16 protein-coding genes are annotated in these 17,862 nt (G+C 60.3%); 7 read left to right on the forward strand and 9 right to left on the reverse strand.

Annotated features, from left to right (window positions below; translation table 11 throughout):
* Positions 1 to 203 precede the first annotated feature (203 nt).
* The 4 genes from Q7W83_RS13725 to Q7W83_RS13740 all read left to right on the forward strand — a co-directional run bounded on the left by Q7W83_RS13725 (position 204) and on the right by Q7W83_RS13740 (position 4,088).
* Complete coding sequence (locus Q7W83_RS13725) at positions 204 to 659, forward strand: (2Fe-2S)-binding protein (protein WP_045061614.1); 456 nt, start codon at positions 204 to 206, stop codon at positions 657 to 659.
* 15 nt (positions 660 to 674) lie between these two features.
* A complete protein-coding gene (locus tag Q7W83_RS13730; protein ID WP_473656198.1) occupies positions 675 to 2,843 on the forward strand; it encodes a xanthine dehydrogenase family protein molybdopterin-binding subunit in 2,169 nt (722 codons plus the stop codon).
* Position 2,844: 1 nt separating this feature from the next.
* The gene (locus Q7W83_RS13735; RefSeq protein WP_150630554.1) at positions 2,845 to 3,423 is read left to right on the forward strand and encodes a hypothetical protein; all 579 of its coding nucleotides are present in this window, start codon (positions 2,845 to 2,847) and stop codon (positions 3,421 to 3,423) included.
* Positions 3,424 to 3,497: 74 nt separating this feature from the next.
* Positions 3,498 to 4,088, forward strand: coding sequence for a GGDEF domain-containing protein (locus Q7W83_RS13740; RefSeq protein WP_150630555.1), 591 nt, complete (start codon positions 3,498 to 3,500; stop codon positions 4,086 to 4,088).
* Here the strand turns inward: Q7W83_RS13740 and Q7W83_RS13745 are convergent.
* Positions 4,066 to 4,491, reverse strand: coding sequence for a VOC family protein (locus tag Q7W83_RS13745; RefSeq protein WP_458377492.1), 426 nt, complete (start codon positions 4,489 to 4,491; stop codon positions 4,066 to 4,068). The genes Q7W83_RS13740 and Q7W83_RS13745 overlap by 23 nt on opposite strands.
* Before the next feature lie 115 nt (positions 4,492 to 4,606).
* Between Q7W83_RS13745 and Q7W83_RS13750 the strand changes: the two genes are divergently transcribed.
* A complete protein-coding gene (locus Q7W83_RS13750) occupies positions 4,607 to 5,497 on the forward strand; it encodes a LysR family transcriptional regulator (RefSeq protein WP_150639195.1) in 891 nt (296 codons plus the stop codon).
* A gap of 60 nt (positions 5,498 to 5,557) precedes the next feature.
* Here Q7W83_RS13750 and fabI read toward each other — a convergent pair whose 3' ends face one another.
* The 8 genes from fabI to gloB all read right to left on the reverse strand — a co-directional run bounded on the left by fabI (position 5,558) and on the right by gloB (position 16,388).
* Entirely contained in the window at positions 5,558 to 6,352 is a 795-nt protein-coding gene (gene fabI / locus Q7W83_RS13755; RefSeq protein ID WP_008152082.1) for an enoyl-ACP reductase FabI, read from the reverse strand.
* 21 nt (positions 6,353 to 6,373) lie between these two features.
* Entirely contained in the window at positions 6,374 to 7,984 is a 1,611-nt protein-coding gene (locus Q7W83_RS13760; protein WP_150630559.1) for an ABC transporter ATP-binding protein, read from the reverse strand.
* Position 7,985: 1 nt separating this feature from the next.
* Positions 7,986 to 9,005, reverse strand: coding sequence for an ABC transporter permease (locus tag Q7W83_RS13765; protein WP_010459784.1), 1,020 nt, complete (start codon positions 9,003 to 9,005; stop codon positions 7,986 to 7,988).
* A 1-nt stretch (position 9,006) separates the two neighbouring features.
* Entirely contained in the window at positions 9,007 to 10,080 is a 1,074-nt protein-coding gene (locus tag Q7W83_RS13770; RefSeq protein ID WP_150630560.1) for a microcin C ABC transporter permease YejB, read from the reverse strand.
* A 3-nt stretch (positions 10,081 to 10,083) separates the two neighbouring features.
* Positions 10,084 to 11,925 (reverse strand): extracellular solute-binding protein, encoded by a 1,842-nt coding sequence (locus Q7W83_RS13775; RefSeq protein ID WP_150630561.1) that lies wholly within the window; start codon positions 11,923 to 11,925, stop codon positions 10,084 to 10,086.
* Positions 11,922 to 13,730, reverse strand: coding sequence for an extracellular solute-binding protein (locus Q7W83_RS13780; protein WP_412072590.1), 1,809 nt, complete (start codon positions 13,728 to 13,730; stop codon positions 11,922 to 11,924). Before Q7W83_RS13780 ends, Q7W83_RS13775 begins: the two co-directional genes overlap by 4 nt.
* A gap of 346 nt (positions 13,731 to 14,076) precedes the next feature.
* A complete protein-coding gene (locus Q7W83_RS13785) occupies positions 14,077 to 15,522 on the reverse strand; it encodes a transglycosylase SLT domain-containing protein (protein WP_150630563.1) in 1,446 nt (481 codons plus the stop codon).
* Between the two features lie 98 nt (positions 15,523 to 15,620).
* On the reverse strand, positions 15,621 to 16,388 hold the full coding sequence (gloB, locus tag Q7W83_RS13790; protein ID WP_473656199.1) for a hydroxyacylglutathione hydrolase: 768 nt from the start codon (positions 16,386 to 16,388) through the stop codon (positions 15,621 to 15,623).
* Between the two features lie 65 nt (positions 16,389 to 16,453).
* On the opposite strand from gloB, the gene Q7W83_RS13795 reads away from it, so the two are divergent.
* Positions 16,454 to 17,212 carry a methyltransferase domain-containing protein gene (locus Q7W83_RS13795; protein ID WP_150639192.1) on the forward strand — a complete coding sequence of 253 codons (759 nt, stop codon included), beginning with the start codon at positions 16,454 to 16,456 and terminating at the stop codon, positions 17,210 to 17,212.
* Positions 17,213 to 17,302: 90 nt separating this feature from the next.
* The gene (gene rnhA / locus Q7W83_RS13800) at positions 17,303 to 17,755 is read left to right on the forward strand and encodes a ribonuclease HI (RefSeq protein ID WP_008028618.1); all 453 of its coding nucleotides are present in this window, start codon (positions 17,303 to 17,305) and stop codon (positions 17,753 to 17,755) included.
* Positions 17,756 to 17,862: the final 107 nt, after the last annotated feature.

Below are 17,862 nucleotides of genomic sequence, written 5' to 3' on the forward strand. Positions count from 1 at the left end.
GTCGCTAACGATAACGCGTGTTGTCTGGAAAAACGCGGCGTCCTTTAGACCATCGCGAGCAAGCTCGCTCCTACAGTTTCTCGGTAGTCTGTGTGTGACCGGTGGTCGATGAACCGGTCTCGCCCGGCATTTTGCGCTTAGCTGAAAGGATAACGCCGACCCACCGACACAAACGGCGTCACCGTGAACCTGAGGAATTCGCAATGCTGACCCTCAATATCAATGGCAAGGATCAGGCGCTGGACGTCCCCGCGGACATGCCGCTGCTCTGGGTCCTGCGCGATGTCGCGCACCTGACCGGCACCAAATTCGGTTGCGGCATGGCCCAGTGTGGCGCCTGCACCGTGCATGTCGACGGGGCGCCGTTGCGCTCCTGCATCACGCCCGCCACGGCGGTGGCCCATGGGCAAAAAATCCTCACCATAGAAGGCCTGTCTGCCGACGGTTCGCACCCGGTGCAACAAGCCTGGGCAGAACTCGATGTGGTCCAGTGCGGTTATTGTCAGTCCGGGCAGATCATGTCGGCGGCGGCGCTGCTGGCGAAGATCCCCAAACCCACCGACAGCGACATCGACCAGGCGCTCTCCGGCAACATCTGCCGCTGCGGCACCTACCCCAGGATCCGTGCCGCGGTCAAACGCGCCGCCGACATCGGTTGATGGGAGGCATACGCCATGAACAGCAGCAATCCGTTATCACGCCGTGGGTTTCTCAAGGGCAGCGCAGTGCTGGGCAGTGGGCTGGTGATCGCCTTTGTCATCCCCGGCGCCCACCGTTTTGCGATGGGCGCCGAGAATCAGGGCAACGTCTTCGCACCGAACGCGTTTTTAAGAATCAGTAACGACAACAGCGTCACCGTGCTGCTCGGCCATTCTGAAATGGGCCAGGGCATCTGGACCGGTCTGACCATGCTCATCGCTGAAGAGCTGGACGCCGACTGGTCGAAAATCCGCGTCGAACATTCCCCGGCCTCGGCCGCCGACTATGGTCTGGCCGGGTTTGGCGGGATGCAAATCACCGGCGGTTCGACCTCGACCTGGATGGAGTTCGATCGCTACCGTCAGGCAGGCGCAGCGGCGCGGTTGATGTTGATCGACGCTGCCGCCCAGCGCTTCAATGTCGCACCTTCGGCCATCCGCACCGAGTCGGGTGTGGTGATTGCCGGCGACAACCGCGCCACGTACGGCGAACTGGCCGATGATGCGGGCAAGTTGCCGGCACCGGACCCGGCGTCGATCACGTTCAAGGAAGCGAAAGACTGGAAGGTCATCGGTAAACCCACCAAACGCCTGGACACGCCGGAGAAAATCACCGGTCGAGCCAGGTTTGGGATCGACGTGCAGTTCGACGGCCTGATGACCGCGATGGTTGCCCGCGCGCCGGTGTTCGGCGGCAGCGTCAAATCCTATGAAGGCGCCGAAGCGCTGGCGATACCGGGCGTGCACAAAGTGGTGCAAGTGCCGACGGGCGTCGCCGTGATTGCCGATCATTACTGGGCGGCGAAACTGGGGCGCGATGCACTCAAGATCGATTGGGATCTGGGGCCGAACACCGGGCTCGACACTCAACATCTGCTGGAGAGCTTCCGCAAACTCGCCGCCACGCCGGGCACTTCGGCGAGCAAGGCCGGGGATGCGCAGGGCGCTTTGCGCAAAGCGGCGAAGACCATTGACGTCGAGTACAGCGTGCCATACCTGGCTCATGCGCCGATGGAACCGCTCAATTGCACCGTGAAAATCACTCAGGATAAATGCGAGATCTGGACCGGTACGCAGTTCCAGACGCTGGATCAGATGATCGCGGGAAAAATCACCGGGCTCAAACCCGAGCAAGTCGAGATTCATACCGAGTTTCTGGGCGGCGGCTTCGGCCGTCGGGCCAACCCGACTTCGGACTTTGTCGCCGAGGCCGTCGAAGTGGCGAAGGCGGCGGGCGAGCCGGTGAAAACGGTCTGGTCGCGTGAGGACGACATTCGCGGCGGCTATTACCGCTCGGCGTTCCTGCACCAGGCGCGTATCGGCCTGGACGCCGGCGGGATGCCGACGGCATGGCAGCACGTGATGGTCGGGCAGTCGATCATGGAAGGCACAGCGTTTGCGGCCACCATGGTCAAGGACGGTATCGACAAAACGTCGGTCGAAGGTGTTGCCGACAGTCCTTACCTTGCCGGGATGGCCAATCATCAGGTGGAACTGCATTCGCCGAAAACCGGCATCACCGTGTTGTGGCTGCGTTCGGTCGGGCACACCCACACGGCGTTCGTGATGGAGTCGCTGATCGACGAGCTGGCAGAGGCGGCGGGCAAGGATCCGGTGGAATACCGACGCACCTTGCTCAAGGACCATGCGCGGCATCTGGGTGTGCTGAACCTGGCGGTCGAGAAGGCCAATTGGAAAGCGCCATTGCCGGATGGGCATGCGCTGGGTGTCGCGGTGCATGAGTCGTTCGGCAGCTACGTCGCGCAGGTTGCCGAGGTGTCCCAGGACAACCTGAAAATTCGCGTGCACCGGGTCGTGTGCGCGGTGGACTGCGGGATTGCGGTCAACCCGCTGAGCATCGCGGCGCAAATGGAGTCGGCCATCACCTTCGGTCTCGGGTTTACCTTGCACAGCAAACTGACCTTCAAAAATGGCCAGGTGGTGCAGTCCAATTACCACGACTATCAGGTGCTGCGACTGAACGAAATGCCGGTGGTCGAAGTGCATATCGTGCCCAGTACCGACAAGCCCGGCGGCATCGGCGAGGCTGGCGTACCGCCAACGGCGCCGGCCGTGGCCAACGCAGTGTTTGCCCTGACCGGGCAACGGTTGCGCGAACTGCCCTTGCAACTGTCGGGGGTGTGAGATGAGACGACATCTGATTCTGGGCGCAGTGGTGCTGGTCGGCCTGACGGTCTACGCCACAGACCTGTTCGCGGAGGACAAGGAAGCCTTGAAGGCTTTCGATACCGTACAGAAGGTGTTTCAAAGCCCGCGTTGCCAGAATTGCCATATTCCCGGTGATTCACCGTTGCAGTTCGACGCCGGCATTCCCCACGCGATGAACGTCGTACGCGGCATGGATGGCAAGGGTGCGGCCGGTTTGCCGTGTGCCACTTGCCACGCCGACAGCAATCCGCCGGCCAGTTACGGCCCGCATGCACCGCCGGGTGCGCCGCACTGGAGCCTGCCGCCAGCGGCGCACAAAATGGCCTGGATCGGCCTGCCGGCTGACAAGCTGTGCGCGATGATCAAGGATCGCAGCAGCAACGGCGACCGGGATTTCGCCGCGCTGATCAAGCATGTCAGCGACGACAAACTGGTGCTCTGGGGCTGGAATCCGGGTGAAGGGCGAGCGCCGGTGCCGGTGCCGCACGACATTTTCGTCACTCAATTCAAGCGCTGGGCCGAGGCGGGAGGGCCTTGCCCGGTGGCGGGCAGTTGACCGGCGGTCCGTTAACAGTGAGTCAAACCGGGTATCGACGACTCTAAAGAACATACCCGCCCATGGAGTGAGTCATGCTGATCCCAGGCAAACCGGTCAAACACGGCGTTCATGCAGACCCTTTGCTGTCGCCCCAGCAAGAGCGTCAATTACTGCGCGATCTGGCCCGCAAGGCCGAGCAGGACGTGATTGGCGTGCAGATGGCGAGCATGGATGAATTGACGCTGCTGTCCAACCGTCACGGCTTCATGACACTGGCCCAATTGGGGCTGGACGCCTGTCAGCGCCTCGAAAAACCGGCCACGCTGCTGTTTTTCGATCTCGATAATTTCAAACACATCAACTATTTGTATGGCCGCGCCGAGGGTGATAACGCCCTGAAAACCTTTGCCGACGTACTGCGTATCGCCTTTCGCGAAAACGATGTGGTTGGCCGGCTTGGCGACGACGAGTTTGTTGCGTTGCTGACCGGTTCAAGCGCGGTGGACATTGGCGCCATCAAGTCGCGGCTCGAAGAAATCCTCGACGAGCGCAACGCCACGATGCGTCGCGGTTATGACATTCGCTTCAGCATTGGCCAGATCGAGTATGACCCTGTGCGTCACGGTTCGGTCGAGGGATTGCTGGCTGAGGCCGATGCCTTCACTTGGCAAACAACTGGCTGATGTCCTTGAATGCCTTGAACTCCAGCGCATTGCCGCAAGGATCGAACAGAAACATCGTGGCTTGCTCGCCCACCAGACCCTGAAACCGAATGCCGGGTTCGATCACGAAGCGGGTGTCACGGGCTTTCAGTCGTTCAGCCAAACTTTCCCATTCGTCCATCCCCAACACTACGCCGAAATGCGGCACCGGCACGTCATGCCCGTCCACTGCGTTGGTGTGCGCCGCTTCTTGAGAGGCGTTTTTGGGCGCCAGGTGAATCACCAGTTGATGGCCGAAAAAATTGAAATCGACCCAATGGTCGCTGGATCGGCCTTCTTCGAGGCCGAAGACCTCACCATAAAAACGGCGTGCGGCTGCCAGGTCGTACACGGGAATGGCCAAGTGGAAAGGGGAGAGTTGCATGGCTGAGCCTCGCAGTTGGTCGGTGGTTGGAACTGAGTTTAGCGCTGTGATTTTTGATTGAAAGACGTTAGTTTTTGCACCGAGCTCAAATTAATTCGATCAATCGAGACCGGTCATGCTGCGTGAGTTGAAGACTTTTATCGCTGTGACACGCTACGGCACATTCGCCGCCGCCGGCATGCACATCGGCCTGACCCAATCGGCGGTCAGCGCGCAGATGCGTAATTTGGAAAAGGCGCTGGGCATTCGTTTGTTCGATCGCACGGGGCGTCAGGCGATTCTCAATGCGGCAGGGCAGCGGGCCTTGCCGATGGCTCGGGACATGCTGGAAACCTTCAGTCGTATGTCGGTCAGCGACGACGTCAGCGAGTACCGCGGCGAATTGAGAATTGGCGCGGTGGCCACTGCCCAGACCGGTTTGTTGCCCCAGGCGTTGTTGCGATTGCGCCAGCAAGCGCCGTTGCTGGAACCGAAACTGGTGCCAGGGGTGTCGTTGAACCTGTTGAGCCAGGTCGATACCGGGGAGGTTGATCTGGCCATCCTGATCAAACCGCCGTTCGAGTTGCCCAAGGAGTTGGCGGCGCAGGTCATTCGCCGCGAACCGTTCGTGTTGATCGTGCCGATTGACCTTGCTGGCGACGATCCGTTGCGGTTATTGGCAGAACACCCGCTCGTGCGTTATGACCGCAATTCGTTTGGGGGCCGCTTGGTCACGCGTTTTCTGCGTGAGCAGCACATTGATGTGCAGGTGGCTTTGGAGCTGGATGAACTGGAAGCCATCGTGAAAATGGTTGAATGCGGGCTGGGTATCTCGTTGCTTCCCGAGGCGGGGCTATGGCTTGAATATGGTGCGAAGGTCAGGATCATCCGGTTGGGCGAGCTGACGTTCTACCGCGAGATCGTCCTGTTGCAGCGCTACAGCCAGCGTACACAACCGATCCAGCGATTGTTTGCCAACTGCCTCACCCCAATCGACCTGAACATAGGGGATTGCGGTGAACTCTGAAATTTCAGGCACAAAAAAACCCGCCTGTGCAGGCGGGTTTTTTATTGGACGAGCCGAAGATTACTCTTCCAGACTACCCATCGCAGTGGTGTTGAAACCACCATCCACGTACATGATTTCGCCGCTGATACCGGACGCCAGGTCCGAGCAGAGGAAGGCGCCGGCGTTGCCGACTTCGTCGATGGTGACGTTGCGACGCAGCGGGGTTTGCGCTTCGTTGGCGGCCAGCATCTTGCGGAAGTTCTTGATGCCGGAAGCGGCGAGGGTGCGGATCGGGCCAGCCGATACGCAGTTGACGCGGGTGCCGTCCGGGCCCAGGGAGCCGGCCAGGTAACGGACGCCAGCTTCCAGCGAAGCCTTGGCCATGCCCATTACGTTGTAGTTCGGCATGGTGCGCTCGGCGCCCAGGTACGACAGGGTCAGCAGGCTGCCATTGCGGCCTTTCATCATTTCGCGGCCAGCCTTGGCCAGGGCCACGAAGCTGTAGGCGCTGATGTCGTGAGCAATGCGGAAACCTTCACGGGTGGTGGCTTCGGTGAAGTCGCCGTCCAGTTGGTCGCCCGGGGCGAAGCCGACGGAGTGCACGATGCAGTCCAGGCCATCCCACTTTTTGCCCAGCTCAACGAAGACCTTGGCGATTTCTTCATCGCTGGCCACGTCGCACGGGAAGCACAGGTCCGGGTTGGAACCCCAGCTTTGTGCGAACTCTTCGACACGACCCTTGAGTTTGTCGTTCTGATAAGTGAAGGCAAGCTCAGCGCCCTCGCGATGCATGGCGGCAGCGATGCCGGATGCGATGGACAGCTTGCTGGCGACACCGACGATCAGTACGCGCTTACCGGCGAGAAAACCCATGTGTTGCTCCTCTCTTTCAGGTTATTGCGCAGTGGCTGGTGCCAGAAAAGCGGCTTCCAGCAACTGCTGTGTATACGGATGTTGGGGGGCGGCAAAGATACTTTGCGCGTCTCCCTGTTCGACCACTTGGCCATGCTTGACCACCATCAACTGGTGGCTCAGCGCTTTGACGACAGCCAGGTCATGGCTGATAAACAGATACGTCAGGTTGTACTTGGTTTGCAGTGAACGCAAAAGCTCCACCACTTGGCGCTGCACTGTCCGGTCGAGGGCCGATGTCGGCTCGTCCAGCAATATCAGCGCCGGTTTTAGCACTAATGCCCGGGCAATGGCGATTCTCTGCCGCTGCCCGCCGGAAAATTCGTGGGGGTAGCGGTGCCGGGTTTCCGGATCCAGACCTACCTCCTTGAGTGCCGCAATGATCGCTTGTTCCTGTTCCGCCTCGGTGCCCATCTTGTGAATCCGCAGGCCTTCGCCGACGATCTGGCTCACGCACATCCGCGGGCTCAGGCTGCCGAACGGGTCCTGGAACACCACCTGCATCTCCCGGCGCAGCGGTCGAATCTGTTGCTGCGTCAGGCAGTCTAGCTGCTTGCCTTCAAAACGGATCGCACCTTTGCTGCCGATCAGCCGCAAAATCGCCAGACCGAGCGTCGATTTGCCGGAACCGCTTTCGCCGACAATCCCCAGGGTCTGGCCCTGTGGCAGGCTGAAATTGATCCCGTCCACCGCTTTGATGTGATCGACGGTCTTTTTCAGCAAGCCTTTCTTGATCGGGAACCAGACTTTCAGGTCCTCGACCTGCAGCAAGGGCGGCCCGATTACATTGGTTGCCGGCTTGCCGCTGGGCTCCGCTGCCAGCAGTTCCCGAGTGTACGGATGCTGCGGCGCGCGGAACAACTCTTCGCACGATGCCTGTTCGACGATGCAACCGCGCTGCATGACACATACGCGATGCGCAATTCTTCGCACAAGGTTCAAATCGTGACTGATCAGTAGCAACGCCATGCCCAGGCGGGCCTGCAATTCCTTGAGCAATTCGAGGATTTTCAGCTGGACGGTCACGTCCAGCGCGGTGGTCGGCTCGTCAGCGATCAGCAGTTCCGGCTCGTTGGCCAGGGCCATGGCGATCATCACCCGTTGACGCTGGCCGCCGGACAGTTCGTGGGGCAAGGCTTTCAGGCGCTTTTCGGGCTCCGGAATGCCGACCATTTCCAGCAGTTCCAGCGTACGTTTGGTCGCGACTTTGCCGATCAAACCTTTGTGGATGCCCAGGACTTCGTTGATCTGCTTCTCGATCGAGTGCAGCGGATTGAGCGAGGTCATCGGCTCTTGAAAGATCATGGCGATCCGGTTGCCACGGATATGGCGGATGGTTTTCTCTTTAAGGCTCAGCAGGTCTTGCCCGGAATACTCGATGGTGCCGGACGGATGTCGGGCGAGCGGGTAGGGCAGCAGGCGCAGGATCGAGTGCGCGGTCACCGATTTGCCGGAACCGCTTTCACCCACCAGCGCCAGGGTTTCGCCGCGCTTGATGTCGAAACTTACGCCTTCGACCACGCGCTGACAGCGATCACCGACGACGAATTCGACGGACAGGTCGCGCACTTCGATCAGATTGTCCTGATTCATTTCACTTCCTCGGGTCGAAGGCATCGCGAGCGGACTCGCCGATGAACACCAGCAGACTCAACATCAACGCCAGCACCGCAAACGCGCTCATGCCGAGCCACGGCGCTTGCAGGTTGGATTTGCCCTGAGCCACCAATTCACCCAGCGACGGCGCGCCCGGCGGCAAACCGAAGCCCAGAAAGTCGAGGGCGGTCAGCGTGCCGATGGCGCCGGTGAGGATGAACGGCATAAAGGTCATGGTCGAAACCATCGCGTTGGGCAGGATGTGGCGGAACATGATCGCGCCATTCTGCATCCCCAGCGCCCGGGCCGCGCGTACGTATTCGAGGTTGCGCCCGCGCAGGAACTCGGCGCGCACCACGTCCACCAGGCTCATCCACGAGAACAGCAGCATGATCCCCAGCAGCCACCAGAAATTCGGCTGGACGAAACTGGCGAGAATGATCAGCAGATACAGCACCGGCAACCCGGACCAGATCTCCAGGAAACGCTGCCCGGCCAGATCGACCCAGCCGCCATAGAAACCCTGCAAGGCGCCGGCAATCACACCAATGATCGAGCTGAGAATGGTCAGCGTCAGGGCAAACAGCACCGAAATCCGGAACCCATAAATTACCCGGGCCAACACATCGCGGCCCTGATCGTCCGTGCCCAGCAAGTTGTCGGCCGACGGGGGCGCCGGGGCCGGGACTTTCAGGTCGTAGTTGATGCTTTGGTAGCTGTAGGGAATCGGCGCCCACAGCACCCAGGCGTCCTTGGCCTTGAGCAGTTCGCGGATGTAGGGGCTCTTGTAATTGGCTTCCAGCGGGAACTCGCCGCCAAACGCGGTTTCCGGGTAACGCTTGAGCGCCGGGAAGTACCAGCCGTTGTCGTAATGCACCACCAGCGGTTTGTCGTTGGCGATCAGCTCGGCACCGAGGCTCAGGCCGAACAACACGAGAAACAGCCACAGCGACCACCAGCCGCGCTTGTTGGCCTTGAACAATTCGAAACGCCGGCGATTGAGAGGGGACAGGTTCATCTCAATGCTCCCGACTTTCGAAATCGATGCGTGGGTCGACAAAGGTGTAGGTCAGATCGCCGATCAGTTTCACCACCAGGCCCAGCAGGGTGAAGATGAACAGCGTGCCGAAGACCACCGGGTAATCGCGGTTGATCGCGGCTTCGAAACTCATCAGCCCCAGTCCGTCGAGGGAGAAGATCACCTCGACCAGCAACGAACCGGTGAAGAAGATCCCGATGAACGCCGACGGGAAGCCGGCAATCACCAGCAGCATGGCGTTACGGAACACGTGGCCGTAAAGCACGCGGTGATTGGTCAGGCCTTTGGCTTTGGCCGTCACCACGTACTGCTTGTTGATTTCGTCGAGGAAGCTGTTTTTGGTCAGCAGGGTCATGGTCGCGAAGTTACCGATCACCAGAGCGGTGACTGGCAACGCGAGGTGCCAGAAGTAATCGAGCACCTTGCCGCCCATGCTCAGTTCATCGAAGTTGTTCGAGGTCAGTCCCCGTAGCGGGAACCAGTCGAAATAGCTGCCGCCGGCGAACACCACAATCAACAGAATGGCGAACAGGAACGCCGGGATCGCGTAGCCGACGATGATCGCCGAGCTGGTCCAGACGTCGAAGTGGCTGCCGTGCCGCGTGGCCTTGGCGATCCCCAGCGGGATCGACACCAGGTACATGATCAGCGTGCTCCACAACCCGAGGGAGATCGACACCGGCATCTTTTCCTTGATCAGGTCGATGACCTTGGCGTCGCGGAAGAAGCTGTCGCCGAAATCCAGGGTGGCGTAGTTCTTGACCATGATCCACAACCGTTCCGGCGCCGATTTGTCGAAGCCGTACATGTGCTCGATTTCTTTCACCAGCGCGGGGTCCAGGCCTTGGGCGCCGCGATAGGCCGAACCGGCCACCGACACTTCGGCACCGCCGCCGGCAATGCGGCTGGTGGCACCTTCAAAGCCTTCGAGCTTGGCAATCATCTGCTCCACCGGCCCGCCGGGGGCGGCCTGGATGATCACGAAGTTGATCAGCAAAATGCCGAGCAGCGTCGGGATGATCAGCAGCAGTCGCCGAAAAATATACGCCAGCATCTATTACTCCGTGCCCGCAGGGTCGGCTTGCAGTTTGGTTTCGACTTCTATCGCCGGTGTCACGTTGGGCTTGATCCACCAGGTGGCCGTGCCGATGTCGTACTTGGGTGAGATTTTCGGATGACCGATGTGGTTCCAGTAAGCCACGCGCCAGGTCTTGATGTGCCAGTTGGGGATCACGTAATAGCCCCATTGCAGCACGCGGTCCAGTGCCCGGGCGTGGGCCACCAGGCTTTTGCGCGAATCGGCGTTGATCAGTTGCTCGACCAGTTGGTCCACCACCGGGTCTTTCAGCCCCATGGAGTTGCGGCTGCCGGGCTTGTCGGCGGCGGCAGACATCCAGAACTCGCGCTGTTCGTTACCCGGCGAGTTGGATTGCGGGAAGCTGCCGACGATCATGTCGAAGTCCCGCGAACGCACGCGGTTGATGTACTGCGAGACATCGACCCGGCGGATCACCATATCAATTCCGAGGTCGCTGAGGTTGCGCTTGAACGGCAGCAACACGCGTTCGAACTCGGTCTGGGCCAGCAGGAACTCGATGGTCACCGGTTTGCCGGTGGCGTCGACCATTTTGTCGTCGACGATCCGCCAACCAGCCTCTTGCAGCAGTTGATAGGCCTTGCGCTGCTGCGTTCGGATCATGCCGCTGGCATCGGTCACCGGGTTCTGGAAGGCCTCGGTGAACACCTGCTCGGGAATCTTGCCGCGGAACGGATCGAGGATCGCCAACTGTTCGGCATCTGGCAAACCGGTGGCGGCCATTTCCGAGTTCTCAAAAAAACTTCGGGTGCGCACGTAGGCGCCGTTGAACAGTTGCTTGTTGGTCCATTCAAAGTCCAGCAGCAACGTCAGCGCCTGGCGCACCCGCACGTCCTGGAACACCGGTCGGCGCAGGTTGAAGACAAAACCCTGCATGCCCGTCGGGTTACCGTTGGGGATCTGTTCCTTGTTCAGTCGGCCTTCGCTGACCGCCGGAATGTTGTAGGCATTGGCCCAGTTTTTCGCGCTCATCTCCAGCCAGTAATCGAACTGTCCGGCCTTGAGCGCTTCCAGGGCCACGGTGTTGTCGCGGTAGTAATCGGTGGTCATCACGTCAAAGTTGAAGAAACCGCGGTTGGCCGGCAGGTCCTTGCCCCAGTAATCCTTGACCCGCTCATAGCGAATCGAGCGCCCGGCCTTCACCTCGCTGACCTTGTACGGACCGCTGCCCAACGGCATTTCCAGGTTGCCCTTGTTGAAATCCCGGGTCGCCCACCAGTGTTTGGGCAGCACGGGCAACTGACCGAGGATCAATGGCAGTTCGCGGTTATTGGTGTGTTTGAACTTGAACAGCACGGTGAGCGGGTCTTCGGCGACCACTTCGGCGACGTCGCTGTAGTAACCGCGGTACAGCGGCGCGCCGTCCTTGATCAGGGTCTCGAAGCTGAACACCACGTCTTCGGCACGAATCGGATGACCGTCATGGAAGCGCGCTTCGGGGCGCAGGTAGAAACGCACCCAATCGTTGCCCGGGGCTTTCTCGATTTTGCCGGCGACCAGGCCGTACTCGGTGAACGGTTCGTCGAGGCCCTGCTTGGCCAGGGTGTCGTAGATGAGGCTGATATCGTCGGCCGGCACACCTTTGCTGATAAACGGGTTGAGGCTGTCGAAGCCACCGAAACCAGCCTGACGGAAGATCCCGCCCTTGGGCGCGTCGGGGTTTACGTAGTCGAAATGCTTGAAGCCGGCCGGGTATTTCGGCGGCTCGTTGTACAAGGTCAGGGCGTGTTGCGGGGCGGCGCAGGCCAGCCCGGCGAACAACAGGCCGCTGGCCTGCAAGAGCAGGGCGCGTAGGGGTTTCATCGATCTTTCTCCGAAGATTTCAGCCACCACGCGCTCAGGCCCAGCGTATAGGGCGGCGTGGTGACGAAGGCGAACCGGTTGCGGTAGGCCAGGCGGTGATAATTGAGGTACCAGTTGGGAATGATGTAGTGCTGCCACAACAACACGCGGTCCAGGGCTTTGCCGGCGGCAACCTGTTCATCGCGGGTCTGTGCGGAGAGCAGTTTCTCGAGTAAATGGTCGACCACCGGATTGGCGATGCCCGCGTAGTTTTTGCTGCCCTTGACCCCGACCTGGCTGGAGTGGAAATACTGCCATTGTTCCAGACCGGGGCTGAGGGTCTGGTTCAGGGTCATCAGGATCATGTCGAAGTCGAACTGGTCGAGGCGCTGTTTGTATTGGGCGCGATCCACCGTGCGCAGTCGGGCGTCGATGCCGATGCTGGCGAGGTTCTCGACATAAGGCTGGAGGATGCGTTCCAGGTTCGGGTTGACCAGCAGGATCTCAAGGGAGAGCGGCTGGCCCTTGGCGTTTTCGATCCGCTGACCGTTGAGCTTCCAGCCGGCCTCGGCGAGCAGGCTCAGGGCCTGGCGCATGGTTTCCCGCGGAATCCCGCGCCCTTGGGTCTGCGGCAGGCTGAACGGCTCGGTGAGCAGCTTGGCGGGCAATTGCTCGCGGTACGGCTTGAGCATCAACCATTCATGCCCGACCGGCAGGCCGGTGGCCGAGAACTCGCTGTTGGGGTAGTAACTCATGGCGCGCTTGTAGGCGCCGCTGAACAGCGTGCGATTGGTCCACTCGAAGTCGAACATCAGCCCCAGCGCTTCACGGACCCTGGCGTCGGAAAACGCCGGTCGCCGGGTGTTCATGAACAGGCCCTGGCTCTGGGTCGGGATCTGATGCGGGATCTGCGCCTTGATGACGTCGCCCCGTCGCATGGCCGGGAAGTTGTAACCGTTTTCCCAGTTTTTCGCCTGGTGTTCGATGTAGATATCGAACTCGCCGGCCTTGAAGGCTTCGAACGCGACGTCGCTGTCGCGGTAGAACTCGACTTCCATGCGGTCGACGTTGTACTTGCCGCGATTGACTGGCAGGTCCTTGCCCCAATAATCCTTGACCCGTTCAAACACAATCTGGCGCCCGGGCGTGACCGCCGTGATGCGGTACGGCCCGCTGCCCAGCGGCGGCTCGAAGGTGGTCGCCTTGAAGTCGCGACCTTTCCAGTAATGCTGCGGCAGCACCGGCAACTCGCCCAGGCGCAGGATCAGCAAGGGATTGCCAGCGCGCTTGAAGACGAAACGGATGCGCTGCGGGTTGAGCACGTCGACCCGCAACACTTCCTGAAGATTGGTGCGGTATTGCGGGTGGCCTTCCTTGAGCAGCAACCGGTAAGAGAACGCGACGTCGTACGCGGTGATCGGCGTGCCATCGTGAAAGCGCGCTTCGGGGCGCAGGTTGAACACCACCCAGCTGCGGTCTTCGCTGTATTCCACCGATTGGGCAATCAAGCCATAACTGGACGTGGGCTCGTCGCCGGACGGCGCGTACTGGCCGGTGCCGACCATCAGCGGTTCGTTGAGCTCGTTGATGCCGTATTGCAGGAAGTTCGCGGTGGAAACCGGGCTCGACCCCTTGAACGTGTAGGGATTGAGCGTATCGAAGGTGCCAAACGCCATCACCCGCAACGTACCGCCCTTGGGCGCTTGCGGGTTGACCCAGTCGAAGTGGGTAAATCTGGCCGGGTACTTGAGCGTGCCGAACTGCGCATAACCATGGCTTTCGCTGATCGTCGCGCTTGCGGAGGAGCTCAAGGCCAGGCTGATCAGGAGAAGGAGGAGGGGACGCTTCAAGTCAGAGATCCGATCCAGGCGGCTTGGGCTTTGTGGGCCGTACAGTAACAGCTTGTATGGACAGGAAAAAGACAGGGGTTTAACGACCCCTTAATTGCCGGCGCAGATTCCTCGTGGAGGCTTGGAAGCCTATTTGATCGCTCGTCGCACACAAACCCTGTAGGAGTCAGCTTGCTGGCGATGGTCGTTAACGATAACGCGTGAAATCTGGTTGAACACGGCGCACTTGAGCCCATCGCCAGCAGGCTGGCTCCTACAAGGTTTGTGTGAACCTGTTTATGGTATTTCGACAAAAAAAAGCCCCTGAAGTCAGGGGCTTTTTTTAGTGCGGCGAAGCGACCGTCAGCATCTGACCCGGCTTCAGCGCCTGGCCGACACGCGGATTCCAGCGCTTGAGGTGTTGCATTTCAACGTTGAAACGCTTGGCCACGATGTACAGCGAGTCACCTTGCTGGACCTTGTATTGGGACTGCGATTTTTTGGCCTTCGTCTTGGTGTTGGCTGCCACTACGGTGTTGACGCGCCCGGAGCTGCGCTTGGTCTTGTCCTGCATCACCAGCGTCTGACCGACCTTGAGGTCCTTGCCGGTCAGCTTGTTCCAGCGTTGCAGGTCTTTCACGTCGACCTTGTTGGCCTTGGCAATGGTGCCGAGGTTGTCGCCACGTTTGACGCGGTAGGCACGTTTGAGGCCGGCGAGTTGGGTGTCGTCTGCGCCTTCGAACACCGGTTTGAGCGGCTTCTTGCTGATCAGCTCTTCGGGACGCATGGTCGAGAGGCTGGCCGTCAGCAGTTGCGCCTTGGACGTCGGCACCAGCAAATGTTGAGGGCCGTCTAGAGTGGTGGTGCGCTGCTTGAAGGCCGGGTTGAGCTGGAACAGTTCGTCTTCGTCGATGTTAGCCACCGCAGCCACCTTGGACAGGTCCATGCGCTGGTTGATTTCGACGACCTGGAAATACGGTTCGTTGGCGATCGGATTGAGGTTCACGCCGTAGGCTTCTGGCGCCAGGACCACTTGCGACAGGGCCAGCAACTTCGGCACATAGGCCTGGGTTTCCGACGGCAGCGGCAGGTTCCAGTAATCGGTGGGCAGGCCAAGCTTTTCGTTACGCTCGATGGCCCGGCTGACCGTGCCTTCACCCGCGTTGTAAGCCGCGAGGGCCAGCAGCCAGTCGCCGTTGAACATGTCGTGCAGGCGTGTCAGGTAATCCAACGCAGCGGTGGTCGAAGCGGTAATGTCGCGTCGGCCATCGTAGAAGCGGGTCTGGCGCAGGTTGAAGTAACGTCCGGTAGAGGGAATGAATTGCCACAAGCCAACCGCGTCGGCCCGGGAATAGGCCATCGGGTTGTAGGCGCTTTCAATCACTGGCAGCAGCGCCAGCTCCAGCGGCATGTTGCGTTCTTCAAGGCGTTCGACGATGTAGTGAATGTAGAGGCTGCCGCGTTCGCCGGCGTTTTCGAGGAACGATGGATTGCTGGCGAACCACAGGCGCTGTTGCTCGATGCGCGGGTTGACGCCCAGGCCTTCCTGCAACTGGAAGCCTTGGCGCATGCGCTCCCAGACGTCCTGTGGAATTTGCGGGGTCGGTTTTTCGCTGAGCCAGATGGGCTTCTGTTTGGCTCGAGCGGCGATATTAGGGGTGTGGGCCGCGTCGGTCTGCGGCACCTGGCTGGAACAGCCCGCCAGAGTGGCGGACACAGCCACCGCTATGGCTTGAGCCAAGCGGGTCAATGCGTCTGAATTGATGGCTTTACGAATAGATGACGACATTGGCTGGAAGTAAGTTCCGGGCAAAAATGTCGGGCGATTCTAGAAAGCGCACCCCCTGCGGTCAACCATTCAGATTTTTCGCACCGACCGCAGCCCTGTCAGAACGTATCTTTCCATGCCCGCAGAGCAGCAAAAACCGCACTCGGAGCCCGGTTATCGGTGCCATTCCGTTCGTCCAATTTTTCTTTAACGGATGTTTCGCCGGTACGCAAAAACGGGTTTGTCAGCTTTTCCAGAGCAATCGATGAAGGTAGCGTGATGATGCCCGCTGCGCGTTGTTCGGTAACTTTTGCCAGTCGTTCGGCCGTGTGCGGATTACCGGGTTCGACCGCTGCGGCGAAGCGCAGATTGCTCAGGGTGTATTCATGCGCGCAATACACCTGAGTATCTTCGGGAAGCGACGAGAGGCGTGTCAGGGAGGTGTGCATTTGCTCGGGGGTGCCTTCGAACAACCGCCCGCAACCGGCGGCGAACAGGGTATCGCCGCAAAACAGCAGGCCCTGGTGATAGAAGGCGATGTGTCCCAATGTGTGACCGGCTACTTCGATGACTTCAAAGTCGCAGCCGAGCACGCTGATACGGTCGTTGTCCTTGAGCGCGACGTCTCGCGCGGGGATGGTTTCACTGGCCGGGCCGTAGACCTTCGCGTCCGTCGCTTTTTTCAACTGCTCGACACCGCCGACATGGTCGTGATGATGGTGAGTGATCAGAATATCACTCAGTGCCCAACCCGGATTCGCCGCGAGCCAGGCCTGAACCGGCGCGGCATCGCCGGGGTCGACCACCGCACAGCGTCGTGTGGCAGGGTCTTGCAACAACCAGATGTAGTTGTCGGAGAAGGCAGGCAGGGCACTGATCTGTATCATCGTCGGATTCGCCAAGCGGAAAACAATGGCGCATCTTAGAACTTCCTGGCGCGTTGGAGAATGCAATGACTGATAAAGCGTTCGCTCAGGCTGATCCTGACTGGCTGGCCCTGATCAGCGCGGCCCGTGAATGGCTGTCCGGCCCCATCGGGCAATTCCTGCTGGACGAAGAACGACGCATGCTCGAAGACGAGCTTGGGCGTTTCTTCGGTGGCTATCTGGTGCATTACGGTCCTTCGGCCGAGACACCGCCGTCGGCGCCGCAGGTTCAGCGCAATGTGCGGCTGGGTGCGCCATTGCCGGGTGTCGAAATTGTTTGTGAAGAGCAGGCCTGGCCGTTGAGCGAACATGCCGCCGACGTGGTGGTGTTGCAGCACGGTCTGGATTTCTGCCTGTCGCCCCATGGTTTGCTGCGCGAAGCGGCGAGCAGCGTACGGCCCGGCGGGCATTTGCTGATCGTCGGAATCAACCCCTGGAGCAGTTGGGGCTTGCGTCATGTATTCGCCCATGACGCCCTGCGCAAGGCTCGATGCATTTCACCTTCGCGGGTCGCCGACTGGCTGAACCTGCTGGGCTTCGCGCTGGAGAAACGCCGCTTCGGGTGCTATCGTCCGCCGCTTGCGTCCCCCGCCTGGCAAGCCCGTTTGGCCGGGTGGGAGCGCAAGGCCGGTGACTGGCAACTCTCGGGTGGCGGCTTCTATTTACTGGTCGCACGCAAGATCGTGGTTGGCCTGCGACCGGTGCGTCAAGAGCGTCGCGAGCCTATGGGCAAGTTGATTCCATTGCCGATGGCCAAGGTCAACCGCCGCAACATCGAGCCGTAACACTTTTTATATTCCCGGCCGGGCGCGTCCCGGCCTCGGGCATCGTCGATCAACGATCGGCGGGCCACCGCATTTTCTGGATAGATTGGCATGAGCGATAGCGTAGAACTCTTCACCGACGGCGCCTGCAAGGGCAATCCTGGCCCAGGCGGCTGGGGCGCACTGCTGGTGTGCAAGGGCGTTGAAAAAGAACTCTGGGGTGGCGAAGCCAACACCACCAACAACCGCATGGAACTGATGGGCGCGATCCGCGGGCTGGAAGAACTGAAGCGTTCCTGCGACGTGCTGCTGGTGACGGACTCGCAGTATGTGATGAAAGGCATCAACGAATGGATGGACAACTGGAAGAAGCGTGGCTGGAAAACGGCGGCAAAAGAGCCAGTGAAAAACGCTGACTTGTGGAAGCTGCTGGACGAGCAGGTCAACCGCCACAATGTCACCTGGAAGTGGGTGCGCGGGCACATCGGGCATCACGGTAACGAGCGGGCCGACCAGTTGGCCAACCGTGGCGTGGATGAAGTGCGTGGTTACAAGCAGGCCTAGCGTAAACGCCTCAATGACCGCGTCGTCCCCTTCGCCGGCTTGTCGGCGATTGGGGCGACACGGTCTATCTGAAAGCCTCGGCGAGCGTGTTAACATCGCCGCTTTTG

This window comes from Pseudomonas sp. 300, from assembly GCF_055803035.1.